Source organism: Pseudotabrizicola algicola, from assembly GCF_010915705.1.
In the GTDB taxonomy this organism is placed as follows: domain Bacteria; phylum Pseudomonadota; class Alphaproteobacteria; order Rhodobacterales; family Rhodobacteraceae; genus Pseudotabrizicola; species Pseudotabrizicola algicola.
This window is the reverse complement of the sequence record NZ_JAAIKE010000003.1, coordinates 404,216-429,465: the sequence shown is the minus strand read 5'-3', so window position 1 is coordinate 429,465 and position 25,250 is coordinate 404,216. Positions and strand designations below refer to the sequence as shown.

The following is a 25,250-nucleotide window of genomic DNA, read 5'->3' as shown; positions in this document are numbered from 1 at the left end:
GATGATCAGCCCTTCACTTCGATGCCGCAGGACTTGGCAGAGCCAAGGATGATCTGCATTGCCGCTTCGATCGAATTGGCGTTCAGGTCTTTCATCTTGGTTTCGGCGATCTGGCGGATCTGCGCCACGGTCACCTTGCCAGCCACCTGATGGCCCGGCTTGACCGAACCCTTGGCGCGGTTACGCTTGCCAACCGGAGGCAGACCGGCAGCCTGCTTGAGCAGGAAGGATGCTGGAGCCGTCTTCAGCTCGAGGCTGAACGACTTGTCCTGGTAGTAGGTGATGATGACCGGCGTCGGGGTGCCGGGCTGGATGTCCGCGGTCTTGGCGTTGAATTCCTTCACGAACGCCATGATGTTCAGGCCGCGCTGACCCAGTGCCGGACCGACCGGCGGGGACGGGTTTGCTTGGCCCGCTTTGACTTGCAGCTTGAGGCTGCCGATAATCTTCTTGGCCATCTGGCCTCTCCTTTGTCACTGCATCCTAAGATGCGGTTTAGTGGTCCGGTCCGTCACCGCGCTAGCACGCGGCGCTCGCCTCCCACACGCTGCACTCAGACCCCTTTGGTGACCTGAGTGAATTCCAGTTCAACCGGGGTGGCGCGGCCGAAGATCGACACCGACACCTTCAGGCGGCTGTGCTCTTCATCGACATCCTCGACCATCCCGTCAAAGCCTTCGAACGGCCCGTCGGTCACCTTGACCTTTTCGCCCACGTCGAAGCGGATCAGGTTGCGCGGCGCGGCTTCACCCTCTTCGACACGGTTCAGGATCTGGTTCACTTCCGAATCCCGCATCGGCATCGGCTTGCCCTGCGGGCCAAGAAACCCGGTGACGCGGTTGATCGACGAAATCAGGTGATAGCCCCGGTTCGTCATCTCCATCCGCACCAGCACATAGCCGGGCATGAAGCGGCGTTCTGACGTCACCTTCTTGCCGCGACGAACCTCGATCACCTCTTCGGTGGGGACCAGAACCTCGTCGATTTCTTCGCCCAGATTGGCCTCTGCCACGGCCGTCCTGATTTGTTCGGCAACTTTCTTCTCGAAATTCGAGAGAACGCTCACCGAATACCAACGCTTGGCCATGCCTGCTTCACCCTGTCTGCCCGAACGCCGCGACGCCCGAAATTCATGTATTTCCAACGACTTACGAAAACCGCTTATCGTCTCGAAGGAACAAAAAACAGCGCGCAACACGAATCATTGCGCGCCGGATCGCCCTTGAACAGGGGGCGGAATACCCCCGCCGGCCTTGGAATTCAAGGGCTAACGCGTGAAGCGCCGATCAGAATGCGGTCAGCACCGCCGAGAGTGCCGTGCGGATGCCCAGATCGACAAGGCTGAAGAAGGTCGCGGTCAGGGCGGCCATGATGAACACCATGATCGTGGTCAGCACCACCTCACGCCGGGTCGGCCAGACCACCTTGGCCACTTCGCCGCGCACCTGCTGAACAAACTGAAGGGGGTTGGTCTTTGCCATGAGCTGTCCGGTCATCCTGATTTCACGGGGTCAGATACGCGCTTGCACCGGCGAATTCAAGCCGGAACCGCATCACGGCACCGGCAGAAGACAAACGCATTGTGCGGGAGGATGGCAGGGGCAGCAGGGCTTGAACCCGCGACCTACGGTTTTGGAGACCGTCGCTCTACCAACTGAGCTATACCCCTATCCTTGGGCGGTGGGTTACGGCAGGACAGTGCGCCCGTCAAGGGGCAAACGCCAATTCCAGCGCGTCGATATCGGCCCCGACAAGCGCAGGGAGCGCCGCCTCGATCAGCGCCAGCGGCTTGTCCCACCACGACAGTGCCAGAAGGCGCGCGATCACCTCGGGCGCAAAGCGCAGGCGAAGCACGCGGGCAGGATTTCCGGCCACAATGGCGTAATCGGGCACATCGCGCGCCACCACCGCCCCTGCCCCGACGATCACACCATTGCCCAAGGTCACCCCCGGCAGAATCAGCGCGCCATGCCCGATCCAGACATCATGACCGATGACAGTGTCCGGCAAACCGGCGAAGCTGCCGCGATAAGCCGCCAGCGTCCCGGGATCAAAGACACCGAACGGATAGGTGGTGAAGCCGTCCATGGCGTGATTGGCGGAGGCCGTTATGAACCGCACACCATGCGCGATCTGGCAGAACCGCCCGATGACCAGCCGCTCGGGGGCGCCGGGATAGAGATAGGGGGCCAGATGCGCTGCCCAGTCCTGCGGCGGGTCAAAGTCATTGGCATAGCTGTGATCGCCGATGACCATGTTCGGGTGATCGATCACCCGGTTCAGATGCACCATCTGGCGGTGTGCGCGCCCATCGGGAAACACCAGCGGATGCCGCGCGCTCGGGTCAAGAAATGGCATGAATTCTCCTGTCGGTCTGAACGTCGAAAGAACGGCTCAGGCAGTCAGGTCCATGTCATCCTCCATTGGCTTTCCGGCAGGGTAGCGCAACGGGACCGCGCCGACAAGCCGCCGCCCCAAGGCCGCTTTGGCCCGTCCACGCGCAAGGCAGCGCCCCGCAGGCTGTGCCGGCAGGCAGGCAGCGCCTTCGCCCCCCGCAGCCACCAAAGAAAAAGGGCGCGCAGAACCCCGCGCGCCCTTCGATCACTAAGCCTAAAGTGGCTCAGGCGATGATTTTCGACACCACGCCTGCGCCGACGGTGCGGCCGCCTTCGCGGATGGCGAAGCGCAGTTTTTCTTCCATCGCGATCGGGGCGATCAGTTCGACGTTGAACTTCAGGTTGTCGCCCGGCATCACCATCTCGGTGCCTTCCGGCAGCTGGACCATCCCGGTCACGTCGGTGGTGCGGAAGTAGAATTGCGGACGGTAGTTCGCAAAGAACGGCGTGTGACGGCCGCCTTCTTCCTTGGTCAGGATGTAGGCTTCAGCTTCGAACTTGGTGTGCGGCGTCACCGACTTCGGCTTCGACAGCACCTGACCACGCTCCACGCCTTCACGGTCGATGCCGCGCAGCAGCACGCCGACGTTGTCGCCAGCCTCACCACGGTCCAGCAGCTTGCGGAACATCTCGACGCCGGTGCAGACCGACTTCTTGGTGTCGCGGATGCCGACGATCTCGACTTCGTCGCCGACGTTGATCACGCCACGCTCCACACGCCCCGTGACAACGGTGCCGCGGCCCGAGATCGAGAACACGTCTTCGATCGGCATCAGGAACGGCTGGTCAACAGCGCGTGCCGGGGTCGGGATGTATTCGTCGACGGCCTTCATCAGGGCGTGGATCGAATCTTCGCCGATGTCCTTGCGCTCGCCGATCATCGCCTGGTGGGCCGAGCCCTTGACGATCGGAATGTCATCGCCCGGGTATTCGTAGGACGAGAACAGCTCGCGGATTTCCATTTCCACCAGTTCGATCAGCTCTTCGTCATCAACAAGGTCAACCTTGTTCATGTAGCAGACCATGTAGGGAATGCCGACCTGACGGCCGAGCAGGATGTGCTCGCGCGTCTGCGGCATCGGGCCGTCCGACGCGGCGCACACCAGGATCGCGCCGTCCATCTGCGCGGCGCCGGTGATCATGTTCTTCACATAGTCAGCGTGGCCGGGGCAGTCGACGTGGGCGTAGTGGCGGTTCGCGGTCTCGTATTCCACGTGTGCGGTCGAGATCGTGATCCCGCGGGCGCGCTCTTCCGGCGCACCGTCGATCTGGTCATAGGCGCGGAATTCGCCGTAGTACTTCGTGATCGCCGCCGTCAGCGTCGTCTTGCCGTGGTCAACGTGGCCAATCGTGCCAATGTTGACGTGCGGTTTGGTCCGTTCAAACTTTGCCTTTGCCATTCGCCAGCGCCTTTGGATTCGGGGGGCCTGCACCGATCCGGCGCAAGCTCCATGCTACACGGGCGGCGAAGTAAGCTGTAAACGGGGGGAAATCAAGCCTGACTTGCCATAACCGCCCGCTCAGGGTGCCGAGACGAGCGTCGGCTCATCCGCAGGGCTAGGCCCCGTACGCGGCGGCAGGCCAAACCATTCGGGGTTTTGCAAAAACCACTCCTCGACCCGCTTCACCGCATTGAAGGCCAAGGCATCCATCTGCTGCTGCTTTGTCCTGGTGATCCCGGTCCCGATCACCGTATCGCCCGACAAGCTTTCAAAGACAGTAATCTGCTTACCCTCTTCATTCAGCTTTTTCTGCGCAGCATCATCCCAGACATTCGCGGTGATCACCAGAATGGACTTCGGGGCCGCCACCACCGGAATGCCCGGAGGCGCAAGCGCATAGCCATCGACCGAAATGCCGATGTTATACAGCTTGGTTCCCTCGTAACGGCCAAAGCGGTCATCGACCGCCTTCTTCATCGCGGCTTCCCATTCCTCGCCCGATGCCTCGCGCGAGATTGGCACCTTCTGCGTCTTGTCGGTCACCACGATGTTCAGCCCAAGCGCGAAATCCCCCAGCGGCACCGGCGGATCGGCAAGGTCATTCTTCGCGCATCCCAGCAATAACGAGAGGCACAGGCCAAGGCCAAGCAGAGGCGGGCTGAACAGGCGCGAACGGGTCATGATCGGTTTCCTTGCAGGGGTCAGTCTCGGGATAGCCCGTGGCGCAAGGTCGCGCAAGCGGGGGGCTATGGATGACAGAGGCGCAAATCCGCCTATATCCTGTGCAGCAGGCGGAGAAGATCATGACCGAACAACGCCCCATAACCCGCGAAACACCGCAAGCCGAACCGGTGAAAGTCCCGCTGGCAACGCGCCCTCTGGGGGTTTTCGGCTCGCTCTCTGCGGGCCGCCGCAACATCCTCGAACTGATTCCCGAGATCGCCACCCACGCCCCGATCCTGTCCGGGCGAACGGGAAAACGCTGGCATATGGTGATGGAGCCAGAGGCTTTGCGCCATATCTTGCGGGATAACGTAACAAACTACCCCAAATCCGTGGTAACCAAACTGATACTGGAACCCGCGATCGGCGACAGCCTGTTTGTCGCCGAAGGTCAGGACTGGCTTTGGCAGCGTCGCACCGCCGCGCCGGTGTTCAGCCATCGGAATGTGGCGGCGCTCGCCCCTGTGATGACAGCGGCGGCGGAACGGGCCGCCTCGCGCATTGCCAAGGGCGCGGGCCGGGCGGTCAACTGTTATGACGAAATGGTGACCGCAACCTTCGAGGTCATCTCGGATGTGACCTTCTCGGATGGCGAGGGGTTTGACCGTGCCTCGGTCCATCGCGCCATCGAGGATTACATGGCGCAGACCGCCCGCGTCTCTCTGCTCGACATCATAGGCGCCCCCGCCTGGGTGCCGCGTCCGGGCCGCCTGCTGTCGGGCGCGGCCATGCGGCAGATGAAGCGCGTCGCCGATGGCTCCATCCAGCGTCGCCGCAGCGAAGGCAATCCGGGCGTGCCCGATCTGCTCGATCTTCTGCTCGCCGGGGAAGACCCCAAGACCGGACGCAAGATGACCACACCGGAGTTGCGCGACAACCTGCTCACCTTCATCGTTGCCGGCCATGAAACGACGGCGCTCACCCTGTCATGGGCGCTCTATCTTTGCGCCTTTGCGCCAGAGGTCCAGTCTGCCGCCCGCGCCGAGGCGCAAGCGGTGCTGGGGGATCGTGCCGCGACGGCGGGGGATGTCGCGGCCTTGCCGCTGATCCGCCGGATCGTCGACGAAACCCTCCGCCTCTATCCTCCGGCGGCTTTCCTGTCGCGCACAGCCCAAGCGGCAGACCGGCTCTGCGGGCGGGAAGTGCAGCCGGGCGATACGGTGATCTTGCCGATCTATGCCCTGCACAGGCACCACGTCCTCTGGGACCGGCCCGACAGCTTCGATCCCGACCGCTTCCTCGACTCCCGTCCGGCCGACCGCTATGCCTATCTGCCCTTTGGCGATGGCCCGCGCATCTGCATCGGTGCCAATTTCGCGCTGCAAGAGGCGGTGATCATCCTTGCCACCCTGCTTGCCCGCTTCCGTTTCGATCTTGTGCCGGGCAAGCTTCCACAGCCGGTGATGATCCTGACCCTGCGCCCGCAAGGCGGGGTCTGGCTCGGCGTCACGCCCGCCTGATCTGGCCCTTCCCACCTTAGGCTTGCTGCTTTTCCAAATACTCCGGGGGTCCGGGGGCAGCGCCCCCGGGGACCGGGCCAAGGGGCCGCCTCCCGACCGGGCGCGCCTTACGACAACGCCTCCGCCTTGGCATGCAGATGCGCCACCAGCCCCGGGTCCAGATTGAGGCGTGCGGCAAGGAGAGCGAGATAGCCGCGCTCTGCCGCGCCCGTGCTGTCCACCGTCAAAAGCGACGCGGCATAGATTTCCGCCGCTTCCTCTTCGTTGCGCGCCAGCGCCGCGATGCGCCCCGCGTCCAACGGAGCATCGAGTTCTGCCGCGACCAGCGCCGCCGCCTCTGCCTCCAGCCCCAGCGCCGCGAGTTGTGCGTCAATCCGCGCGCGCTCTTCCGGGGTCACATGACCATCGGCCTTTGCTGCGGCCACCATCGCCTGCAACAGGCGCGCCGACAGGTCATTGGCCTGCGCCGGATCCGTGGGCAAGAACCGGGTTCCCTCGGGCGCAGGCAGGGCGACCGGACCGGGTTCCGCCGTCACCGCCTTGCCCGCCTGCCAGTCCTGATAGGCCTTGTAGGCAAGGCCGCCAATCAGCGCCGCCCCGCCCACCTTGGCCCCCGAGCCAAGCATCTTGCGCCCGCCCTTGGTCATCAGAATGCCCAGCAACCCGCCCGCAATCGCGCCTTTGCCAAGCGTCGACTGATTGCCCCAGATCTCTTTCGCCTTCTGGCCCAGATCACCGGCGCCTTTCGCCCCCGGCTGGCCGCCGCCGGCCTGCGAGAGCTGACCGATCACGGAATCGAGCAAAGACTTGGCGTTGAACATCATGACACTCCTGTAAGACCCACATCGGGTTTCAGATGGGGTCAGCCTGGTGGTTTCGCAACGCCCGGCCACGCCGATTTGCGCCCCTTCACGCGGGGCCCCAGCCGCCGCCCCCCGGAGTCAGCATTTCGAACACCGCATCGGCGGGCAGGCTGCATTCCGCATTGCCGCCCAAATCCTCTTGCCGTCCATCCGGCCAGATCACGCGGTTGCGGCCCAAGGCACCCGCCCTGCCGCCCGCCATGCCAAAGGGCGCAACCTCGCGGCTGCCGCAAAGCGTGGTCACTGTGACAGGCTCCAGAAACCTCAGACGGCGGACCGCGCCATCGCCTCCGGCCCATTCTCCCCCGCCGCCCGATCCGTACCGGATGCCAAAGGACTCCAGCCGCACCGGAAAGCGCTTTTCAAGGATTTCCGGATCGGTCATCCGCGTGTTGGTCATATGGCTCTGCACCGCAGCGCAGCCGTTGAAATCCGGCCCGGCCCCGGTGCCACCGGCGATGGTTTCGTAATTCTGGAACTGCGCGTTGCCCCAGACAAAATTGTTCATGGTGCCCTGCGAACAGGCCATGACCCCCAAGGCACCGTAAAGTGCGTTGCAGGCCGCCTGCGACACCTCTGTATTGCCGGCAATCACCGCCGCAGGGGGACGCGGGTTCAGCATCGTCCCTTCCGGCAGCACAATCGTCAGCGGCCGCAGGCAGCCCTCGTTCAGCGGAATGGCCTTGCCCACAAGGGTGCGGAAGACATAGAGCACAACGGCCCGCGCCACCGCTGCCGGAGCGTTGTAATTCCCGGCATGCTGGGCGCTGGTGCCGGTGAAATCCACCACCGCCTCGCGCTTGGCGCGGTCCACCCGCACCATAACCTTGATCGTGGTGCCGATATCCATCGGATAGGCAAAGGTGCCGTCCTCCAGCCCCGCGATGACCGCGCGCACAGATTCCTCGGCATTGTTCTGCACATGGCCCATATAGGCCGAAACCACCTCGGCCCCATAAGCCGCAACCACCCGCAACAACTCGCGTCGTCCGGTTTCATTGGCGGCAATCTGCGCCTTCAGGTCGGCCATGTTCTGTTCCACCGACCGCGCAGGATAGCGCGCCGAGGACAGAAGCACGCGCGTCTCCGCCTCGCGTAGCCGTCCCTGATCCACCAGCGGAAACAGATCGATCAGAACGCCTTCCTCGTCGATATGGCGACTGTCCGGCGGCGATGATCCAGGCGTGCGCCCGCCGATATCGGCATGGTGCCCGCGTGATCCCAGCCAGAACGCAGGGGTGCCATCGACAAAGACCGGCGTAATCACGGTCACATCGGGCAGATGGGTACCGCCGTTGTAGGGACTGTTGAGCATCCAGCCATCCCCGTCCCGCGCGTGGCCCTTGGTGGCGGCGATCACGGTTTTCACCGCATGCGACATGCTGCCCAGATGCACCGGAACATGCGGCGCATTGGCCACCAGATCACCCTGCGCGTCGAAGATGGCACAGGAAAAATCGAGACGCTCCTTGATGTTGACAGACCATGCCGTATTGGCAAGCGTGGCCCCCATCTGATCGGCCACCGACATGAACAGGTTGTTGAACACCTCGAGCAGCACCGGATCTGCATGGGTGCCGACCGCAGGCGCGCGGGTGATCGGAACCCTGCGCTCCAAGACCAGATTGGCCGCCGCGTCCACCCGTGCATCCCAGCCCGGCGCCAGCACCACCGTTCCCGTCGCCTCGCGCAGAATGGCGGGTCCCTCGATCCGCGTATCCTTGGGCAGATGCGCCCTGTCATACAGCGGCACCTCGGCCCATTTGTCGAACCACACAGCCTGCTGAGTCAGGGGACTGGCCGGCCCGTCAGGAGCGAAGGCGGGCGGCAGGGCGGCGCCGTCCCCGATCGCTTCCACCGCCAGCATCTCGAAGAGCAGCGCCCGTTCGGGCGAGACAAAACCAAAACGTGCCCGATGCGCCTCTTCGAATGCGGCGCGCATGCTGTCGACATCGGCAAACGCCACCTCCAGCGGTTGGTGCGAGCCCTCATACCGCAGGTGCGCGCGGGCGAGCAGGCGCGGCGCAGATGCGCCTTGGGCCGCCACCTCGGCGCGCACCTGTTCCTTGATCTCGGCCAGTTTCGCCTCGGCCTCGCGCATCGCCTCGATGGGCGCGTCGAACTGCACCTCGTGCAGGGCGCGGATCTCGGCCAGCCCCATGCCAAAAGCCGACAGCACCCCCGCAAAGGGGTGGATGAACACCCGCGTCATCCCGAGCGCATCCGCGACGCCGCAGGCATGCTGCCCCCCTGCCCCGCCAAAGCACTGCAAGGTGTAGCCGGTGACATCATGCCCGCGCTGGACCGAGATTTTCTTGATCGCGTTGGCCATGTTGTCGATGGCGATCCGGAGGAACCCCGTGGCAAGGTCTTGCGGGCTCATCTGCGGCTGGCCGGTGCTGGCGGCGATCTCGGCACTGATCGCGGCACAGCGCGCAAGGGCGGCGGCGGCGTCCAGCGGTGCGGTGCCGTCCGGGCCAAAGACCGCCGGAAAATGCGCGGGCGACAGGCGGCCCAGCACCACGTTGCAATCGGTGATCGTCAGCGGTCCGCCGCGCCCGTAGGCGGCGGGTCCGGGGTTGGCACCCGCGCTTTCCGGCCCCACCTGCAAGCGCCCGTCGCGGAAGGTGCAGACCGAGCCGCCCCCTGCCGCGACGGTATGGATATCCATCATGGGGGCGCGCATCCGCACGCCCGCCACCTCGGTTTCGAAACTGCGCTCATAGGCCCCGGCGTAATGGCTCACGTCTGTCGAGGTGCCGCCCATGTCAAAGCCGATCAGCCGGTCAAACCCCGCAGCTTTGGCCGTCTGCACCATGCCGACGATCCCGCCGGCAGGGCCGGATAGGATCGCATCCTTGCCCATGAACCTGTGTGCCTCGGTCAGCCCGCCCGAGGACTGCATGAACAGCAGCCGTCCGGTCGCGCGCCCCATGTCCAGCGCGCCCTCCACCTGTGCCACGTAGCGGCGCAGGATCGGCGAGAGGTAGGCATCGACCACCGTGGTAGCGCCCCGCGCCACCAGCTTGGACAGGCGGCTGACCTGATGGGACAGGCTGATCTGGGTGAAGCCTTCCTCGGCCGCGATCTCGCCCACGCGGGCCTCGTGCGCGGGGTTGAGGTAGCCGTGCATCAGGGCCACCGCGACCGCGCGGATGCCCTGACTGTAGGCGGCGCGGAGGGCGGTTCGGGTGGCGGCCTCGTCGAGCGGGGTGATCTCCACCCCTTCGGCATCGAGCCGCCCCGGCACCTCGGCCACCTGTTCGTGGAGGAGGTCAGGCCGCCGGATGTGGAGGGCGAAGAGATCGGGCCTTGCCTGCGTGCCGATCCGCAGCAGGTCTGCGAAGCCTTGGGTGATGAGGAGGAGGACCCGCTCTCCCTTGCGCTCCAGCAGGGCGTTGGTGGCCACGGTCGTGCCCATCTTGACCGCCGCGATGGTCCCCTCGGGGATCGGTTCGGAGGCGGTCAGGCCGAGGCACTCGCGGATGCCCTGCACGGCGGCATCGGGGTAGCGTTCGGGGTTCTCGGACAGGAGCTTGCGGGTCTCCAGCCTGCCGTCGGGGCGGCGGGCCACGACGTCTGTGAAGGTGCCGCCCCGGTCGATCCAGAATTCCCACGCCGCCGCCATGATCGCCCCCTTTTTGCCCCCCTTTTGGGTGGGGCATGTGGGGGGCGCTGTCAACGGGGGTTTGGCGGACCGCTGTGTTACACAGCCTCTGCCCCTGTTAAATCAATGGGTTAAGTTAGCGCGTTAACGAGTTGTTCAGACTTTCCCGCGCAGGGCCACGTGAGGGGAGCTGGCGCAGAGATGGGCCGTTACCGCCAAGTGCATTTCCCCGCCCGAGGCTTGGGCACGGGCGGCAACGGGCGGGCGGCTCGCGTCTCACCCCGCCACCAGAGAGGCGGCGGGGATGCAGGGTCAGGCGAAGCTGAAGGTTTTCGACAGGGGCAGTTCGCGCGCGCGGGTGCCGGTGAGGGCGAAGAGCGCGTTGGCGAGGGCGGGCGCGGCGGGCGGGGTGCCGGGCTCGCCGATGCCACGGATCTTGCTGCCGGTTTCCAGTATCCGCACCCCAATCTCGGGGCATTGGTGGAGGCGCAGGGGTTCGTAATCCCAATAGTTCTGCTGTTCCACATGCCCGCCGGCAAAGGTGATCTGCCCGTTGATCGCGGCAGAAAGGCCAAAGACCATCGCGCCGGAAACCTGCGATTCGATGTTGCGCGGATCGAGCGCGGTGCCGACATCGACCGCCGCCCAAGCGCCGGTGAGGCGGATGCCTTGCGGCGTGTCTTCCACCTCAATCACCTCGGCGGTGGGGACGCCGAAGGACAGCACGAACGCCACCCCCAGCGCGCGGTTCGGGCGCGGTGCGCCCCAGCCCGACATGTCGGCCACCGCTTCCAGCACGCGGCGCGAGGGCGCGTGGGTGATGTGCTGCAAGCGGAATTCGAGCGGGTCCACCCCCGCCAGATGCGCCAGTTCATCGACCGCACCTTCGTGGAAGAAGCCGTTGTGCGACGCCCCGACCGAGCGCCAGAAGCCTAAGGGCACCGTGCGCGGCGCGCGGTGGGCGGTGACGCGGTAGTTGGGGAATGTGTAGGGCTGTTCCCACGCGCCCTGTGACAGGGTGCTGTCGGGGCCTGCCATCGGCACGCCGAACCGCTCGCCAAAGGTTTCCATGATCGAGGGCGCAGCGATGGCAAGATCGAAGGTCTCGATCCGGCCATCGGCGACGCTGCCCGCAAAGCGGGCGCTGGCCATCGGGCGGAAGGGGCCTTGCGCCATGTCTTCCTCGCGCGACCACGTGACCAGAACCGGAGTGCCCGGCATCGCGGCGGCCACCTGCGCGGCATAGACCGAAGCGTCAAGCTCGCTGCGCCTGCCGAAGCCGCCGCCCATCAGGGTGGTGTGCAGGGTGACGTTTTCTTCGGCCAAGCCTGCCGCCTTGGCGGCGGCCTTGCGGGCAAAGCCGGGGGCCTGAGTTCCGACCCAAAGCTCCAGCCGCCCGTCTTGCAGATGGGCGGTGGCCTGCTGCGGCTCCATCGTGGCATGGGCGAGCGGGGGGACGTGATATTCGGCCTGCAGGGTCTGGCCCTTGGCCTGCGTTACATCGCCATCATTGCGGGGGGTGGCATCGACCGTTTCAGCGGCGAAGGCGGCGGCGATCTGGGCGCGCATGTCTTCGCTGGTGGCGGGGTAGCTGGCGGCGGCCCAATCGAAGGTGATGGCGTTTGCGCCCTGCATCGCGGCCCAAGTGGTGTTGGCGACCACGGCGACACCACGGCCAAGGTCGATCACCTGCTCCACCCCCGGCAGCGCGAGGGCGGCGGTGGCGTCAAAGCCGTTCATTGCGGCCCCGATGGCCGGATTCATGCGCACGGTGGCAAAGCGCATGCCGGGCAAGCGGATGTCGCCCGCGAATTGCGCGGTGCCGGTGGATTTTTCCACCATGTCGATGCGCGGCAGGGAGGTGCCGAGCAGCCTCCAGTTTTCGCGCGGCTTGAGCGGTGGAACGGCGGGCAGGTCGCTGGCCGCAGCCTCGACCGCGAGGTCGGTATACGGGATGCGGGTGCCGTCGGCGGCGATCACCGCGCCGTCTTGCGTGGTGAGCGTGTCGGCCCCCACGCCAAGGCGGCGGGCGGCGGCCTGCACCAGCGCGGCGCGGGCCACGGCCCCTGCCGCGCGCATCTTTTCATAGGCGTCTGGCGTGGAGGTGGAGCCGCCGGTGATTTGCAGCGCAAGGAACTTGGCCGGAATCGCCATCGCCCCGCGTGCGGTTTCGGCAAGCCAGCTTTCGTCGGTGGGGGCGAAGGGCACGCCCTCTTCCAGCATGGCGGCGTTGTAATAGGCGGCGGCGGGGGGGCCGTGCATGACGCGGACCTGATCCCACGGCAGGTCAAGTTCCTCGGCCACCAGCGCGGCGAGGGTGGAGTGGATGCCCTGCCCCATTTCGGCGCGGGGGGTGATGATGGTGACGCCTTCGGGGTCGATCAGCACATAGGGCGTGATGGCCCCGATGCCCGCGCCCGCGATGGGGTTGGCATGGGGTTTGCGATAGGCATAGGTGCCGAAGGCCACCCCGCCGACGATGGCGGCCGAGCCGATGAGGAAGGTGCGGCGGGCGATGGTGCGCAGGCGGCCCATGTCACACCTCCTTCAGGCGGCTGGCGGCATCCTGCACGGCGGCGCGGATGCGGGGATAGGTGCCGCAGCGGCAGAGGTTGCCATCCATCGCGTCGTCGATCTCTTGCGCGGAGGGGTTGGGGTTTTCGGCCAGCAGGCTGGCGGCCTGCATGATCTGGCCCGACTGGCAGTAGCCGCATTGCGCGACCTGATGGTCGATCCATGCCGCCTGCACCGCATGGAGCGCGGCGGGGGTGCCAAGACCTTCGATGGTGGTGACGGTTGCCCCCGCCACATCGGCCAGTGCGGTCTGGCAGGAGCGTTGCGCCACGCCGTCGACCAGCACGGTGCAGGCCCCGCAGGCGGCGACGCCGCAGCCGTATTTGGTGCCGGTGAGGTTCAGCCCGTCGCGCAGCGCCCAGAGGAGCGGCGTGTCATCGGGCAGATCGACGGTGGCGCGGGTGCCGTTCACGGTGAGGGTTGTGGGCATGGGGGCCTCCTTGTGGCTTCTGACAAAATGAGCGCGAAATGTCATAATGTCAATTGACATCGGAGAGCGGTTTCGACAGAGCTTGGGCATGAGCATCGAGGATGACAAGCTGTCCCCTGCGGGGACGGGCCGTGTGGCTGACCGTCAGGACATGATCCTTGACGCGGCCTTTCATGCCTTTGCGAGCTATGGCTATCGCCGCACCACGATGGATGACATCGCGCGCGGGGCGGGGATGTCACGCTCGGCGTTGTATTTGCACTACCGCAACAAGGAGGATGTGTTCCGCAGCCTTGCCGAGCGGTATTTCTCCGAGGCGGTGGCCGCACTGGAGGCGGCGCTGGCCGTGCCGGGGCAAAGCCCCGAGGAGGCGCTGGCTGCGGCTTTTCTGGCCAAGGATGGCAAGTTCATGGATGTGGTGCTGAGCGCGCCGCACGGGGCAGAGCTGCTGGACGCCGGAATGAATGTGACGCGCGATCTGGCCGATGCGGCATCGGCGCGCAAGGTGGCGATACTGGCGCGCTGGCTTGCGGGACTGCCGATGGCCGAGGGAATCGGTGCGCCCGAGGCGGTGGCGCGGACGATCATGGTCTCGGCGATGGGGCTGAAGTTTCCGGGCCAGACGCTGGAGGGCTATCGGCAGGGCCAGCGCCAGCTGGCGCGGCTGTTTGCGCGGGCGATTGCGGGATAGGGCGGAGGGGCAGGCACCTGGCCAATGCGCGGCGGTGCCTTGAGCCCTTGGGTGTGGCGGGTGGAGCGGTCCGGACCGGCCACGCGGCCGGCCCCTATTCGGCGGGGTGGGGGGCCGGTTTGGCGGTGGCCTGATCCAGTTCGGCGGCGAGCAGGGTGCCCTCGGCGGCGCGGGAACGCGACAGGCCCGCGAGCAGGAGATAGGCAACCGGGGTGATGAAGAGCGTGGCGAGGGTGGCAAGCCCGAGCCCACCCACGATGATCGCGCCCAGAACCGCCCGCGCCTCGGCCCCCGCGCCGCTCGCAAGGAGGAGCGGCAGGCCGCCGAGCACGGTGGCAACCATCGTCATCATCACCGGACGCAGGCGGGCGGTGGCGGCACCCTCGATCGCCGCGCGGACCGAGGCACCTTTCTCGCGCAGCTGGTCGGCGAATTCGACGATGAGAATCCCGTTCTTGGCCATGATCCCGACCAGAAGCACCAGCCCGATCTGCGAATAGACATTCAGGCTGCCCCCCGTCAGCAACAGCGCAAAGACCGCGCAGGCAAGGCCGAGGGGAACCGTGGCCATGACGATGATGGCGGAGACGAAACTTTCGAACTGCGCCGAAAGCACCAGAAACACCACGATGAGCGCGATGCCGAAGGTGATGGCGAGGCCCGAGGAGGTTTCGCCCAAGGTGGCGGCCTCGGCCAAGGGGACGACGCGGCTGCCTTCGGGCAGGACATCGGCGGCAAGGGTCTGCACCTGCGCGAGCGCATCGCCCAGCGCCAGATCGGGCGTCAGCCCTGCGGTGATCGGCACCGCACGCTGCTGCGATTCCCGTTCGAGTTGCGGTGCGATGGCGCGTTCGGTCAGCGTCACGAAGCTTGAGATCGGCACCATCTGCCCGCCGCGACTTGGCACGAAGATGCGTTCGAGATCGCCGGGGTCATTCACCGGATCAGCGTTGGAGACGAGGCGGATATCTAAGCTGTTGTCATCGAGGAACAGAGTGCCGACCGTGCGGCCATCGAGCACGGCTTGCAGGGCCTCGGCCATGCCCGCGATCTGGACGCCAAGATCTTCGGCGCGGGCGCGGTCGATTTCGACAAAGAGTTGCGGCTGCGTGGTGTCGTAGCCCAGACGCACCTGACCGAAGCGCGGGTCATCCTCCATCTGCTCGACAAGCGCACGGGCGCTTTCGGCCAGATCGTCGTAATTGTCCCCCACCAGCGCGAAGGACAGCCCCTGCCCCGCACCGCGGATGCCGAGCGAATTGCCCTGAATGGCAAAGGCGCGCACCCCGATGATGCCGCGCAGCTTGCCGCTGATCTCGGCGGCAATCTCTTGCTGGCTGCGCTCGCGGTCCGCCCAGCTTGCCAATGTGATGACGATGAAGCCGCGGTTGTCCTGCCCGCCCATGCCCGCGATGGCGAAAAGGCTGGTGACCTCGCCGCTTTCGCGCAAGGGTTCGACCAGAGCCTCGATCTCGCGCATCCGCGCATCGGTGTAATCGAGCGAGACGCCCTGCGGGGCCTGAACCGACAAAAGCACCACCGCGCGGTCTTCGGGCGGGGTGAGTTCTTGGCGCAGGGTCGGGAAGATGGCCACCGCAAGGGCGGCGAACAGCACCGCCACGGTGACGGTGACCAGCGGCGCGGCAAGGCAGAGCCGCAGGGCCGCGCCGTAAAGCCGCGCCAGCCGGTCGCCCAGCGCCGTGAGCAGGCCCGAGGGCGGTCCGGCGGGACGCAGAAGCCGCGCGGCCAGCACCGGACAGAGGGTCAGCGCAGTGGCCGAGGACAACAGCACCGCAATCGCAAGCGTGAAGCCGAATTCGCGGAACAGCCCGCCCGTCTGGCCGGGAAGGAAGGACAGCGGGATGAACACGGCGGCGAGCGTGGTGGTGGTGGCCAGCACCGCGAAGAACACCTGCTGGGTTCCCAAGACGGCGGCAGCGCGCGCGCCCATGCCTTCGGAGCGGCGGCGCACGATGTTTTCCAGGACCACGATGGCATCGTCGACCACCAGCCCCGTGGCCAGCACCAGCGCCAGAAGCGTGATGATGTTGACGGAGAAACCCACGATCCAGATGGCGGCCAAGGTGCCGATCAGCGCCACCGGCATGGCGATGATGGGAATGAGCGTGGCGCGCGGATCGCGCAGGAAGAGGAAGATCACCGCCGTCACGATCAGGACGGAGAGGACAAGGGCCAGTTGCACCTCGTTGATGGCGCCCTGGATGAAATCGGCGCTGTCGGAGGTGACGAACATCTGCACGTCATCGGGCAGAAGCGGTTGCAGATCGGCCACCACCTGACGGACCGCCTCGGAGATGGCGAGCGAATTGCCGTTGGCCTGCCGGATGATGCCGATGCCGATGCCCGTCTGCCCGTTGGCACGCAGGATGGATGCGCCCGGATCGGGGCCGAGCGTGACCTGTGCCACATCGCCAAGCCGGACGTTGCCCGCAATGGTCAGCGCCTCGATCTGTTCGGCGGTGCGGATGGCAGCGGTGGTGCGCACCAGAAGGCTCTGGCTTTCGGAACTGAGCGCGCCCGACGGGGAATCAAATGCCGCGTTGCCCAGAACGCCGCGCAGATCGGCCAGGGTGAGGCCGCGCGCGGCGAGTTGCATCAGGTCGACATCGACGCGGAACGACAGCTCGCGCGCGCCGAAGATTTGCAGATCTGCGACACCGGGGGCGGCCAGCAGGCGCGATTCGGCCAGATCGGTGACGAGTGTTGTCAGCTCGTCCGCGCTGCGGCGGTTGGAGGTGACGGCGACGCGCAGGATGGCTTCGGCATCGGCATCGGATTTGACGACGCGCGGCGCATCCGCGCCCGAAGGCAGGTTGCCTGCCTGCCGCGCCACCGCGTCGCGCAGATCGGTGGCGGCGACATCGAGATCGACGCTGTCATTGAATTCCACCGTGACGCGGCTGGAGCCGAAGCGCGAGGAGGAGGAAATGGATTTGACCCCGGCCACGCGGCCCGCCGCGCCTTCGATGACGGCGGTCACCTCGCGGTCGATGGTTTCGGGGGCGGCGCCGGAATAGCTGGTGGTGACAGAGACGACGGGGCGGTCTACGGCGGGCAATTCGCGCACATCCGCGCCGAGAAAGCCCGCAAAGCCCGCGATGACGATGAGCGCATTGAGCACGAAGGCGAGGATGGGGCGGCGCACGAAAAGGGCGGTGCTCTGCCCCATTGCGGCGGCGGTCTTGGCGCGGTTTTCCATGCGTGTCAGCTCCGTGGCGGGGCGAGCGAGACCTCGGCACCGGGGCGGAGGGCCTGCACGCCTTCGGTGACGACCAGATCGCCGGGTTCGAGGGCGGCGTCGATCAGCACCGCATCGGCATTGCGTTGCAGGATGCGGATGGGCAGGCGGCTGGCCTTGCCCGCGCGGATCAGCCAGATGAAGGCCCCGTCCGCCCCCCACTGGATGGCGAGCGGGCTGACGGCTGGCACCTCGGCTCCGGTGAACTCCATCGAGACGCGGAAGGCCATGCCGGCGCGCAGACTGTCATCGGTGTTGGCGATGCTGGCCTGCACGCGCAGGGTGCGGCTTGCCTCGTCCACACGGTTGTCGACCGCGACGATCTGGCCGGTCACGCTGTGGCCGGGGGTGGCGACGGGGCTAACCTGCACCGGCGCGCCGGGGGCGATCCGGGCGGCGATGCGTTCGGGGACGCGGAAATCGACGATCAGGCTGGAGCGGTCTTCGATGCGGGTGATGGTGGTGGTCGGGGTGACCAGATCACCGACCTGCGGCTCGATCAGCCCGACATAGCCCGAGATGGGGGCGGTGAGGGTGTGATCGTCGAGATCGGCCTGCGCGGCCTGCAGGCCCAGTTCGGCGGTACGCAGGGCAAGGTCGGCATCCTGGCGTTGCAGGCTGGTGGTGGTGCCCGATCCGGCGAGCTGCGACAGGCGGTCAAGGGTTTGCTGGGCGTCGGCGCGCATGAGGCGGGCGCGTTCGAGGGCAAGGCGGGCGCTGGCGGCGTCGAGTTCTGCGAGCACCGCGCCCGCCTCGACGCGGCTGCCTGCGGCGACGTGCAGCGCGGTGATGCGTCCGGTGACGCCGAAGGACAGGTCCACCGCCTGAGCGCCGCGGGACGAGCCGATGGCATCGACCACATTGCGCTGCATCTGGCGGTCGGGTTCGGCGGCGATGACCTGAATGCCGCCGCCACCGCCCTGTGCCCCCGGTCCGCCGCTGCCGCGCGGTCCGCCTGCGGGGGCAGCGGCCCCGGCGCTGGCGGGCACGACGCCGAGTGCGGTCAGCGGGGCCAGCATGCCCGCGCTTTGCAGCCACGGATGGGTGCCGGGAACGAAGCGGGCGGCCAGCGGGATCGCGAGCGCCACGATCAGCGCAGCGGTGAACACTTGGGGCACAAGTCTCATCTGGCCTCTTTCATGCGGATTTGGTCCTTATGGCTTCGGCGGTCGGATGCGCCGGCAGAGCGGCGTGCCCGCCAAGGGGCGGCGCTTTGACACGGCAAGGTTGCGGCATCTCGGGCCAGAGCATAGGGCTTGCGCCACAAAGAGAAAGTGCGCTGACTGATTTTTGAAGCCCGAGGGCGGGGGGGCGCGCGCTTTGCCCGCTTTTGCCGCGCATATGCGCGGGCTCGGGGCTGTTCCGGCCCCTGCCCACGCGCGACGGGGGCGCGAAGGGGGGCCGGTGCGATGTGGATGGACATCGGGCGGCGCGGGCGCAAGGCTGGGACGGCAGGGCAGGCAAGGACATCGGGGGCAGCATGGCCGTGGAACCACCGCGCAAGGGGCTTTGGCACATGGTGGATGCCACCCGCTATTCCCGCGACGGTCTGCGCCGCCTGCTGCGCGAAACGGCGGCGCGGCAAGAGGTGGCGGGCGGTCTTGTGGCGGCAGCGGGTCTGCTATGGCTGGGGGCGGGCCTGTGGCAATGGCTCGGCTTTGTTGTGCTGTTCTGCGCGCTGCTGGCGGTGGAGGCACTGAATACGGCCATCGAGGTGCTGGCCGACCATGTCTCGCCCGGCTGGTCCGAGGCGGCAAAGCAGGCCAAGGACCTTGGATCGCTCGCGGTCGGGCTGATGATTCTGGCGAACATCGCCTATCTTGGCAGCATCGCCGCGCTTGCGCTGACCCAAGGGGAATGACCGGCCTAGGCTGGCGGCGCGCGCCTGAACGAGGCTGCTGCGGACGTTACGCATGTAAAGGGAGAAAAGTGGTGGCGAGGGGGGGACTCGAACCCCCGACCCCGTGATTATGAGTCACGTGCTCTAACCAGCTGAGCTACCTAGCCACTGGCGCGGGTCGTATTGCGCCCGCCATCGCGCGTCAAGCCCCATTCGTCAGATTTGCACATCGCGCGCATGGGCAACGCGGGGGCGGCCCGCGGCGGTGACGCTGACCACGGCTTCGATGAACATGCGGCGGCCTTCGACCTCGGCCTCGCGGATGTCGCGGGTGGTGGTCAGGTGCAGATCGACCGCGCCGGCGCGCAGGGCGCGGTCGGTGGCCTCTCGGGTCAGCGCATCGGTCAGGGCATCAAGTGCGGCATCCTGATCGGCAAAGACCTGTATTCCGCCGGGCAGATGCGCTGCAAAGCGCCCTTCCGACGGGCTGGTGAGTGTGCCCGTGGCACGCTGGCTGACCTGCCCCACCACCGCGCCGATGGCATTGGCCACACCGGCATGTTCGGGGAGGATCATCTGGCAGCCCAGAACCTCGCCCACCGCGCCGTAATAGGCCGGGGCCGAGGCGCCAAGGCCGATGACCGGAACGGCAAGGCGAGCGGTAAGCTGCACGACGCCGCGATGCCCCTGCAGAGCCGCGCGGGTGAGTCTGTGGCGCGCGAGGATTTCGGGCGCATCTTCGGCAAAGGCAGGGTCTTCGGCGAAGGCGGCTTCGAGCAGGCAATCGACGGTCTGGCGGGTCAACTGGTCGATGATGGCCTGTGCCAAGGCCAGCGGATCGGCGGCGAAACGCTCGCCCGCGCCGTTGCGGCGGCGACCGAGCAGGCGCAGCGCCTTTTCGGCGGCCTGCGCATCCCAGACCGCCAGACGGCCAAGGGCGTGGCTGGCATCGGAGGGGGTGACGCCGGCGATCATCACCAGACCGCGGGCGACGAGGCGGTCGAGCGCCGCCGCCTCGAGCCGCGAGGTGAGCGCCTGCGCCAGCGGCATCGGCGCGGTGATACGGGCAAGGAGCGTGGCTTCGCGGGGCGAAAGCCCGCCCTGCGCCCCCTGCATCGGGATGACGAAGCGCCCGTCATATTCGCCGGACACCTCGGTGGACAGGGCACGGTCAAGCGCGGCATGCACCATGTCGCCGTGGGTATCTGCCAGCAGCGAGACGGGAATCAGGCGGCGCGGGCCGAGGCGCAGGCCGCCGGTGAGGCCCTCGGTCTGCAGATGCACCTCGGAATCGCCGCCAAGGCCGGTGGTGCGCATCGCCACCGCCTCGACCATCGTGCGGAAGCCGCCGACGCGTGCGCCCTGCGGATCGATCTCGGGCAGGCCGTTGCGCAATAGCGCGACATCGGTCGTGGTGCCGCCGATGTCGGAGACCAGCGCATCGGACGCGCCGGTGAGCCAGCGCGCGCCGACGATGCTGGCGGCGGGGCCGGAGAGGATGGTTTCGATCGGGCGCTCGCGCACCATCGCAGCCGAGATCAGCGCGCCATCGCCGCGCACCACCATGAGCGGCGCGGTGATGCCGATGGCGGTCAGGTGCCGCTCGCAAGCGGCGACCAGACGGTCGATCATGCCGATCAGACGGGCGTTGAGCACCGCCGTCAGCGCGCGCTTGGGGCCGTTGAGATTGGCCGAAAGCTCGTGGCTGCAGGTGACGGGCCGCCCGGTGACGCGGCGGATCAGGTCGCGCGCGGCGATTTCATGCGCGGGGTTGCGGGTGGCAAAGCGGGCGGCGACGGCAAAGCCCATCACCTGATCGCCCCTCTCGCGCAGGTGCTGTTCCAGCGTTGCGGTGTCCAGCGGGGCAAGTTCCTGCCCCGCATGGCCATGACCGCCGCCGATGCGCAGGATCGGGTCGCCCCTGAGCGCCTCGTCCAGCCCCGCGCGGGCCTCGTCGCCCGCGTCGAAGCCGATGAAGACGAGGGCGACGCGGCCGCCCTGCCCTTCGACAAGGGCATTGGTGGCAAGGGTGGTGGACAGGGACACCAGCGAGATGTCTTGCGGGACGACCCCCGCCTGTGCCAGCGCGGCATCGACCGCGCCGCCGATGCCGAGGGCCAGATCGTTACGGGTGGTCAGCGACTTGGCCTTGCCGATGACGCGGGTCGCGGCCTCGTCCACGATGACCGCGTCGGTATAGGTGCCGCCCGTATCCACGCCCAGAAAGTAACCCATCGCCTGCCGTTCCTTGTGATATGGCTGTCAGCTAGGCCATTGCGGGGCGAAGATCAGCCCCTGTTGCGACATTTGCGGTCGCGGATCGGACAAGGAGGCGCTTATCGGTCCGTATCCGTCCCTCTGCGCGCGGGGCGCGACATGGAGGGCCTGCGAGAAGCGCCCGCAAGGGAGCGCCGAGCCGCCGGGCTTGGACGCGCGGGTTTGCCCTTTGCGCCGGGGGCAGCTAGGCTCGGGCAAAACGGGGCATGGCAGATGCGGGCAGGCTTGATCTTTGTGATGTTGGCGATGGCGACGCCGGGGGTGGCGCAGTCGCCCAACACGAGCGAGCCCGGCCCGGTGGCGGCGCAGGTGGAGAGTGTGGCGGTGGGAACCGAACAGGGATTTGCAGACTGGCTGGACGGGTTTCGCCCGCGCGCGCTGGAGGCGGGCATCGCGCCTGCGGTGCTGGAGCGCGCGCTGCCCTTGGCGCGGTTCAACGCGAAGATCATCGAGCGCGACCGCAACCAGAACGAGTTTACCAAGACCATCTGGGATTACCTTGATACCGCCGTATCCGAAGACCGTATCGCGCATGGCAAGCGCGCGCTTGCGCAGCATGGCGCGATGCTGGCGCGGATCGAAGCGGAATATGGCGTCGACCGGCACATCGTGGCGGCGATCTGGGGGCTGGAATCGGCCTATGGCAGCTTTCGCGGCGATATCCCGACCATCGAGGCGCTGGCCACGCTGGCCTATGATGCGCGGCGGGCGGCGTTTTTCGAGAAAGAGCTGATCGCGGCGCTGAAGATCCTCGAGAGCGGCGATGTGACGCCGGAGGCGATGCGCGGCAGCTGGGCCGGTGCGATGGGGCACACGCAGTTCATGCCGACAAGCTGGTGGGCGCATGCGGTGGATTTCACCGGCGACGGGCGGCGCGATGTCTGGTCGGATGATCCGGCCGATGCGCTCGCCTCTGCCGCCGCCTATCTGCGGCATTGGGGCTGGACACCCGGCGCGCTCTGGGGGCTGGAGATCCGTCTGCCCGAGGGGTTCGACTATGACCAGACCACCGAGCGGGTGAAAAAGCCGGTGGCGGAGTGGGCGGCGCTGGGGGTGGCGCCGGTGGCGGGCGGCGCGCTGCCCGATCACGGGCTGGCCTCGGTGCTGCTGCCCGGGGGCGCGCGGGGGGCGGCGTTTCTGATCTTCTCCAACTTCCAGGTGATCGAGCGCTACAACACCGCCGATGCCTATGTGATCGCGGTGGGGCATCTGGCCGACCGTTTGCGCGGCGGGCCTGCGATACAGGCGGTTTGGCCGCGCGAATTGCGCGCGCTGACGCTGGCAGAGCGGATGGAGTTGCAGGAAAGGCTGGGGGCTGCGGGCTTCGATCCGCAGGGGGTGGATGGCAGGATCGGGCCGAACACGATTGCGGCGGTCAAGGCGTTCCAGCGCGCGAACGGGCGGGTGCCGGATGGCTATGCGAGTCTCGAGGTTCTGGAGGCGCTGCGCTGAGGGCAACCGCCGGATGCCTCCGGCGGGAGTATTTGGAAAGCAGCAATTCAGGCGCGAGACGACCAGACGGGTTGCAGATCGCCCGGCCGCGCGGTGGCGCTGAACACGGCGCGGGCGATGGCGCGGGCAAGGCAGGTGGCGGCGGCGTGGCCGAGCTGGAAGCTGTCGGTGAGCGGGTCTGTCAGCACGCGGGCGCCGGTGGCGGCGGCGAAGACGAGATCGCCGTCGAGCGGGGTATGTGACGGCACGATGGCGCGGGCCATGCCGTCATGTGCGGCGATGGCCATGCGCTGCGCCTGTGCCTGCGTCAGCGCGGCATCGGTGGCGACGATGGCGATGGTGGTGGATTCCCCCATGCGTTTGCGCGGCAGGGGGGCGTCGGGCGGGGCCATGCGCGGGGCGGGGCCGAGGCCGCCGAACTCGTCCCCCTCTTCCCACGGGGCGGCCCAGAAGTGGCGGCTGTCGCCCGCGGTGACCGAGCCCAGCGCGTTCACCGCGACCAGCGCCCCCACGGTCAGGCCGGAGGGCAGCACCGCCGAGGCCGAGCCGAGACCACCCTTCCAGTTCAGCGTTGCCGCGCCATAGCCCGCGCCTGCGCTGCCCAGCGCAAACTGCTCCGCCGCGGTGTGCAGGGCCTGCGCGCCGAGGGCGGCGTAGGGGTTGCGCGCCCATGTCTTGTCACCGCCGTTGAGCAGATCGAACAGGATCGCGCCCGGCACGATGGGAATGCGCTGGTCCCCGACCGCGAAGCCGCGCCCCTGCCCGCGCAGCGCATCGGCCACGCCCGAGCAGGCATCGAGGCCGAAGGCGGAGCCGCCTGACAGCACCAGCGCGTCGACCTCCTGCACGAGGCGGTCGGGGGCGAGCAGTTCTGTCTCGCGCGTGCCGGGGGCGCCGCCCATGACGTGCACCGCCGCCGTGAAGGGCCGTGCGGCGGTGAGCACGGTGACGCCGGAGCGCAGGGCCGCGTCATGGGCCTGCCCGACCAGCAGGCCGGAGACATCGGTGACGAGGTTTCGGGGTCCGGGGCGCATGCGGTCAGGGGGCCGCAAATGGCAGGGTTTGGCAAGGGGTTTTCCCCCGGCGAGGGGGAGTTGGGGCCGGGTTTTGCAGCGCGGCGCGGGTGCAGGGGCGCGTGGGCGCACAGAGGCCCCGCCATCTGCGCCCATTGCCGAGGGGCGGGGCGCAGCTTAGGTTTTGCGCTGATGGACAGCAGTCAGATGGGATGCAAGATGACCGATACCCCTTATGTGCCGCCGAAGGTCTGGACCTGGGACAAGGCGAATGGCGGGCAGTTTGCCAGCACCAACCGCCCGATTGCGGGTGCCACGCATGACAAGCCGCTGCCGCGCGGTGTGCATCCGTTCCAGCTTTATTCACTTGCCACACCCAACGGGGTGAAGGTGACGGTGATGTTCGAAGAGCTGCTGGAGGCGGGACATGCGGCGGAATATGACGCCTGGCTGATCAAGATCGGCGAGGGGGAGCAGTTCGGGTCCGGCTTCGTCGGGGTGAACCCCAATTCCAAGATCCCCGCGCTGATGGATTATTCCGGAGCAGAGCCGCTGCGGGTGTTCGAATCGGGGTCCATCCTGCTGCATCTGGCCGAGAAGTTCGGGGCCTTCCTGCCCGCCGCCGGCCCGGCGCGGACCGAGGTGCTGAACTGGCTGATGTGGCAGATGGGATCGGCCCCCTTTGTCGGCGGGGGCTTCGGGCATTTCTATGCCTATGCGCCCGAGAAATACGAATACCCCATCAACCGCTATGCGATGGAGACGAAGCGGCAGCTGGATGTGCTGGATCGGCAACTGGCCGAGCGTGCCTATGTGGCGGGCGACGACTATACCATCGCCGACATGGCGATCTGGCCGTGGTATGGCGGTCTGGTGCTGGGGCGCGCCTATAATGCGGCCGAGTTTCTGGATGTGACCTCTTACAGGCATGTGATGGCCTGGGCCGAGAAGATCGATGCGCGGCCGGCCGTGGTGCGGGGCCGCAAGGTGAACCGCAACTGGGGCGAGGCGTCGGAGCAGTTGCCCGAACGCCATTCGGCGGCGGATTTCAGCGCAGGCTGAGTCCGGGAAGGGTGCGTGCAAGCACGCACCCTACACGCGGCGCCCGCCGGTCGGGACTTTGTGCGTAGGGTGCGTGCTTGCACGCACCTTTCCCTTGCGGGGCCGAAGGGCAGCGGGCATGATGCTGGCGAGCCGTGGCGATGGCGTCGCCACAAGGGATA

The 25,250-nt window shown here is 67.2% G+C and carries 19 protein-coding genes and 2 tRNA genes; 5 read left to right on the top strand and 16 right to left on the bottom strand.

Features of this window, described 5'->3' with window-relative positions; all coding sequences use genetic code 11:
- Positions 1–5: 5 nt before the first annotated feature.
- From rplK to G3572_RS11665, 7 genes are all read right to left on the bottom strand, one after another.
- Complete coding sequence (gene rplK, locus G3572_RS11695; RefSeq protein ID WP_164611977.1) at positions 6–458, bottom strand: 50S ribosomal protein L11; 453 nt, start codon at positions 456–458, stop codon at positions 6–8.
- Positions 459–553: 95 nt separating this feature from the next.
- Positions 554–1,087 carry a transcription termination/antitermination protein NusG gene (gene nusG, locus G3572_RS11690; protein ID WP_164611975.1) on the bottom strand — a complete coding sequence of 178 codons (534 nt, stop codon included), beginning with the start codon at positions 1,085–1,087 and terminating at the stop codon, positions 554–556.
- A gap of 199 nt (positions 1,088–1,286) precedes the next feature.
- Positions 1,287–1,481 carry a preprotein translocase subunit SecE gene (gene secE / locus G3572_RS11685; protein WP_164612542.1) on the bottom strand — a complete coding sequence of 65 codons (195 nt, stop codon included), beginning with the start codon at positions 1,479–1,481 and terminating at the stop codon, positions 1,287–1,289.
- A 112-nt stretch (positions 1,482–1,593) separates the two neighbouring features.
- A tRNA-Trp gene (locus G3572_RS11680) sits at positions 1,594–1,669 on the bottom strand.
- 38 nt (positions 1,670–1,707) lie between these two features.
- On the bottom strand, positions 1,708–2,358 hold the full coding sequence (locus G3572_RS11675) for a CatB-related O-acetyltransferase (protein WP_164611973.1): 651 nt from the start codon (positions 2,356–2,358) through the stop codon (positions 1,708–1,710).
- Between the two features lie 262 nt (positions 2,359–2,620).
- The gene (gene tuf, locus G3572_RS11670; protein ID WP_164611971.1) at positions 2,621–3,796 is read right to left on the bottom strand and encodes an elongation factor Tu; all 1,176 of its coding nucleotides are present in this window, start codon (positions 3,794–3,796) and stop codon (positions 2,621–2,623) included.
- 120 nt (positions 3,797–3,916) lie between these two features.
- Complete coding sequence (locus G3572_RS11665; protein WP_164611969.1) at positions 3,917–4,519, bottom strand: hypothetical protein; 603 nt, start codon at positions 4,517–4,519, stop codon at positions 3,917–3,919.
- Positions 4,520–4,641: 122 nt separating this feature from the next.
- Between G3572_RS11665 and G3572_RS11660 the strand changes: the two genes are divergently transcribed.
- Positions 4,642–6,021 (top strand): cytochrome P450, encoded by a 1,380-nt coding sequence (locus G3572_RS11660; RefSeq protein ID WP_164611966.1) that lies wholly within the window; start codon positions 4,642–4,644, stop codon positions 6,019–6,021.
- A 107-nt stretch (positions 6,022–6,128) separates the two neighbouring features.
- On the opposite strand, the gene G3572_RS11655 is transcribed toward G3572_RS11660, so the two are convergent.
- The 4 genes from G3572_RS11655 to G3572_RS11640 all read right to left on the bottom strand — a co-directional run bounded on the left by G3572_RS11655 (position 6,129) and on the right by G3572_RS11640 (position 13,495).
- Complete coding sequence (locus G3572_RS11655) at positions 6,129–6,842, bottom strand: tellurite resistance TerB family protein (protein ID WP_164611964.1); 714 nt, start codon at positions 6,840–6,842, stop codon at positions 6,129–6,131.
- Positions 6,843–6,930: 88 nt separating this feature from the next.
- Positions 6,931–10,512 carry a hydantoinase B/oxoprolinase family protein gene (locus tag G3572_RS11650; protein ID WP_164611963.1) on the bottom strand — a complete coding sequence of 1,194 codons (3,582 nt, stop codon included), beginning with the start codon at positions 10,510–10,512 and terminating at the stop codon, positions 6,931–6,933.
- A 291-nt stretch (positions 10,513–10,803) separates the two neighbouring features.
- Positions 10,804–13,026: a xanthine dehydrogenase family protein molybdopterin-binding subunit gene (locus G3572_RS11645; RefSeq protein ID WP_164611961.1), complete on the bottom strand. Its 2,223-nt coding sequence runs from the start codon at positions 13,024–13,026 to the stop codon at positions 10,804–10,806.
- 1 nt (position 13,027) lies between these two features.
- Positions 13,028–13,495, bottom strand: a complete 468-nt coding sequence (locus tag G3572_RS11640) for a (2Fe-2S)-binding protein (protein ID WP_164611959.1) — start codon at positions 13,493–13,495, stop codon at positions 13,028–13,030.
- Positions 13,496–13,583: 88 nt separating this feature from the next.
- On the opposite strand from G3572_RS11640, the gene G3572_RS11635 reads away from it, so the two are divergent.
- Complete coding sequence (locus G3572_RS11635) at positions 13,584–14,186, top strand: TetR/AcrR family transcriptional regulator (RefSeq protein WP_164611957.1); 603 nt, start codon at positions 13,584–13,586, stop codon at positions 14,184–14,186.
- A 94-nt stretch (positions 14,187–14,280) separates the two neighbouring features.
- Here G3572_RS11635 and G3572_RS11630 read toward each other — a convergent pair whose 3' ends face one another.
- Positions 14,281–17,406: an efflux RND transporter permease subunit gene (locus G3572_RS11630; RefSeq protein WP_164611955.1), complete on the bottom strand. Its 3,126-nt coding sequence runs from the start codon at positions 17,404–17,406 to the stop codon at positions 14,281–14,283.
- Between the two features lie 5 nt (positions 17,407–17,411).
- Positions 17,412–18,572 (bottom strand): efflux RND transporter periplasmic adaptor subunit, encoded by a 1,161-nt coding sequence (locus tag G3572_RS11625; RefSeq protein ID WP_164611953.1) that lies wholly within the window; start codon positions 18,570–18,572, stop codon positions 17,412–17,414.
- Between the two features lie 353 nt (positions 18,573–18,925).
- Between G3572_RS11625 and G3572_RS11620 the strand changes: the two genes are divergently transcribed.
- A complete protein-coding gene (locus G3572_RS11620) occupies positions 18,926–19,306 on the top strand; it encodes a diacylglycerol kinase (protein ID WP_164611951.1) in 381 nt (126 codons plus the stop codon).
- Positions 19,307–19,375: 69 nt separating this feature from the next.
- On the opposite strand, the gene G3572_RS11615 is transcribed toward G3572_RS11620, so the two are convergent.
- A tRNA-Met gene (locus tag G3572_RS11615) sits at positions 19,376–19,452 on the bottom strand.
- A gap of 49 nt (positions 19,453–19,501) precedes the next feature.
- On the bottom strand, positions 19,502–21,520 hold the full coding sequence (locus tag G3572_RS11610) for a hydantoinase/oxoprolinase N-terminal domain-containing protein (RefSeq protein WP_164611950.1): 2,019 nt from the start codon (positions 21,518–21,520) through the stop codon (positions 19,502–19,504).
- A gap of 255 nt (positions 21,521–21,775) precedes the next feature.
- On the opposite strand from G3572_RS11610, the gene G3572_RS11605 reads away from it, so the two are divergent.
- Positions 21,776–23,014, top strand: coding sequence for a lytic murein transglycosylase (locus tag G3572_RS11605; protein ID WP_240335512.1), 1,239 nt, complete (start codon positions 21,776–21,778; stop codon positions 23,012–23,014).
- Between the two features lie 47 nt (positions 23,015–23,061).
- Here G3572_RS11605 and G3572_RS11600 read toward each other — a convergent pair whose 3' ends face one another.
- Positions 23,062–24,048, bottom strand: coding sequence for a P1 family peptidase (locus tag G3572_RS11600; RefSeq protein WP_164611948.1), 987 nt, complete (start codon positions 24,046–24,048; stop codon positions 23,062–23,064).
- A 198-nt stretch (positions 24,049–24,246) separates the two neighbouring features.
- Between G3572_RS11600 and yghU the strand changes: the two genes are divergently transcribed.
- Positions 24,247–25,089 carry a glutathione-dependent disulfide-bond oxidoreductase gene (gene yghU, locus G3572_RS11595; protein WP_164611946.1) on the top strand — a complete coding sequence of 281 codons (843 nt, stop codon included), beginning with the start codon at positions 24,247–24,249 and terminating at the stop codon, positions 25,087–25,089.
- The last annotated feature ends 161 nt before the right edge of the window (positions 25,090–25,250 follow it).

Excerpts from the sequence above, each read along its gene's own strand:
- rplK (WP_164611977.1), bottom strand. The coding sequence starts at position 458 with ATGGCCAAGAAGATTATCGGCAGCCTCAAGCTGCAAGTCAAAGCGGGC.
- nusG (WP_164611975.1), bottom strand. The coding sequence starts at position 1,087 with ATGGCCAAGCGTTGGTATTCGGTGAGCGTTCTCTCGAATTTCGAGAAG.
- secE (WP_164612542.1), bottom strand. The coding sequence starts at position 1,481 with ATGGCAAAGACCAACCCCCTTCAGTTTGTTCAGCAGGTGCGCGGCGAA.
- G3572_RS11675 (WP_164611973.1), bottom strand. The coding sequence starts at position 2,358 with ATGCCATTTCTTGACCCGAGCGCGCGGCATCCGCTGGTGTTTCCCGAT.
- tuf (WP_164611971.1), bottom strand. The coding sequence starts at position 3,796 with ATGGCAAAGGCAAAGTTTGAACGGACCAAACCGCACGTCAACATTGGC.
- G3572_RS11665 (WP_164611969.1), bottom strand. The coding sequence starts at position 4,519 with ATGACCCGTTCGCGCCTGTTCAGCCCGCCTCTGCTTGGCCTTGGCCTG.
- G3572_RS11660 (WP_164611966.1), top strand. The coding sequence starts at position 4,642 with ATGACCGAACAACGCCCCATAACCCGCGAAACACCGCAAGCCGAACCG.
- G3572_RS11655 (WP_164611964.1), bottom strand. The coding sequence starts at position 6,842 with ATGTTCAACGCCAAGTCTTTGCTCGATTCCGTGATCGGTCAGCTCTCG.
- G3572_RS11650 (WP_164611963.1), bottom strand. The coding sequence starts at position 10,512 with ATGGCGGCGGCGTGGGAATTCTGGATCGACCGGGGCGGCACCTTCACA.
- G3572_RS11645 (WP_164611961.1), bottom strand. The coding sequence starts at position 13,026 with ATGGGCCGCCTGCGCACCATCGCCCGCCGCACCTTCCTCATCGGCTCG.
- G3572_RS11640 (WP_164611959.1), bottom strand. The coding sequence starts at position 13,495 with ATGCCCACAACCCTCACCGTGAACGGCACCCGCGCCACCGTCGATCTG.
- G3572_RS11635 (WP_164611957.1), top strand. The coding sequence starts at position 13,584 with ATGAGCATCGAGGATGACAAGCTGTCCCCTGCGGGGACGGGCCGTGTG.
- G3572_RS11630 (WP_164611955.1), bottom strand. The coding sequence starts at position 17,406 with ATGGAAAACCGCGCCAAGACCGCCGCCGCAATGGGGCAGAGCACCGCC.
- G3572_RS11625 (WP_164611953.1), bottom strand. The coding sequence starts at position 18,572 with ATGAGACTTGTGCCCCAAGTGTTCACCGCTGCGCTGATCGTGGCGCTC.
- G3572_RS11620 (WP_164611951.1), top strand. The coding sequence starts at position 18,926 with ATGGCCGTGGAACCACCGCGCAAGGGGCTTTGGCACATGGTGGATGCC.
- G3572_RS11610 (WP_164611950.1), bottom strand. The coding sequence starts at position 21,520 with ATGGGTTACTTTCTGGGCGTGGATACGGGCGGCACCTATACCGACGCG.
- G3572_RS11605 (WP_240335512.1), top strand. The coding sequence starts at position 21,776 with ATGCGGGCAGGCTTGATCTTTGTGATGTTGGCGATGGCGACGCCGGGG.
- G3572_RS11600 (WP_164611948.1), bottom strand. The coding sequence starts at position 24,048 with ATGCGCCCCGGACCCCGAAACCTCGTCACCGATGTCTCCGGCCTGCTG.
- yghU (WP_164611946.1), top strand. The coding sequence starts at position 24,247 with ATGACCGATACCCCTTATGTGCCGCCGAAGGTCTGGACCTGGGACAAG.